The sequence below is a fragment of the Shewanella sp. 11B5 genome (assembly GCF_002836795.1).
GTDB lineage: Bacteria > Pseudomonadota > Gammaproteobacteria > Enterobacterales > Shewanellaceae > Shewanella > Shewanella frigidimarina.
Genome location: NZ_PJAP01000191.1, coordinates 1 through 1,072 on the forward strand (window position 1 = coordinate 1; position 1,072 = coordinate 1,072).

General features: G+C 42.6%; 1 protein-coding gene. It reads right to left on the reverse strand.

Features of this window, described 5'->3' with window-relative positions; genetic code table 11:
• Positions 1–954: tRNA modification radical SAM protein MnmL/YtqA (locus CXF78_RS01555; RefSeq protein WP_102035770.1), on the reverse strand; the 954-nt coding region annotated here is incomplete at its 3' end.
• Positions 955–1,072: the final 118 nt, after the last annotated feature.

Here is a 1,072-nt window from a genome sequence, read left to right on the forward strand (position 1 = left end):
TTGGCTAAACATTAACGCACTGCCTTGCCCACCGTATTCTTTAAGTTCATCCACAATGGCTACTAAACCATCCCATCTATACGCACACCAATTAGGGGCGAGTAACATTGGTTTTTTGGCATAGGCAGTCACGCGATGAAAGATAATCTCTTTTGGGGTGTGACGAATAAGTTTTGCGGCCTCGGAGGCATACTCTTCAAGGCTCATTAACGGCATAGGATGATAGCGCCACTGTTTCGCCATAATACTGCCTTCTACAATATGCAAAGGGTGCAGTTTTAGTCCATCAACACCGATTCCTAATACGGTTTGTAAGCTATTAAAATAGTCAGCAGATGTTTCACCTGGCAAACCTAATATCAAATGGGTACACACCTTAATGCCTTTAGCGCGAGCTTTTTTAACGGTCTGGCGATATTCACACAATTGGTGACCACGATTAATCCGCTTTAACGTGTGATTATTGGCAGTTTGTAGGCCTAGTTCTAGCCACACCTCAATGCCTCGCTGTTGATACTCAACGAGTAAATCAAGTACTTCATCAGGCACACAGTCAGGACGAGTGCCTATATGAAGCCCAACAATATCGGCATCTTCAAGTGCTTGATCATACTTTTGCTTTAGCACTTTATACTCATCGTAGGTACTGGTGTAAGCTTGAAAATAAGCAATATATTTTGCAGTAGGAGTAGAGTTAACATTCACAGATGTTGTGCATTTTTTTGCAGATAGGGCGCGTACTTTCCCTTCAGTCAATTGCAGCGCAATAGGTTGTTCTCTGCCTTGTTCGCCACTAAATGAAGCGACATTACAAAAAGTACAACCGCCCACCCCTAACGTGCCATCTCGATTAGGGCAGGTAAATTGGGCATCTATAGTTAATTTTTTTATTCTTTGGCCATATAAACGTTTGCAATGCACCCCAAACGTATTAACGTAATCATCTAAACCCACAAGTTGCTCTCATCATCACCCCAAAGTCCGGCAGTGTAGTCAGGAGATAAGCACCTGTCTTGGTCCTAAATCAATAAAACGGGCTATCAATTCAAGCTAACGCTAAAGTTGTGCACAA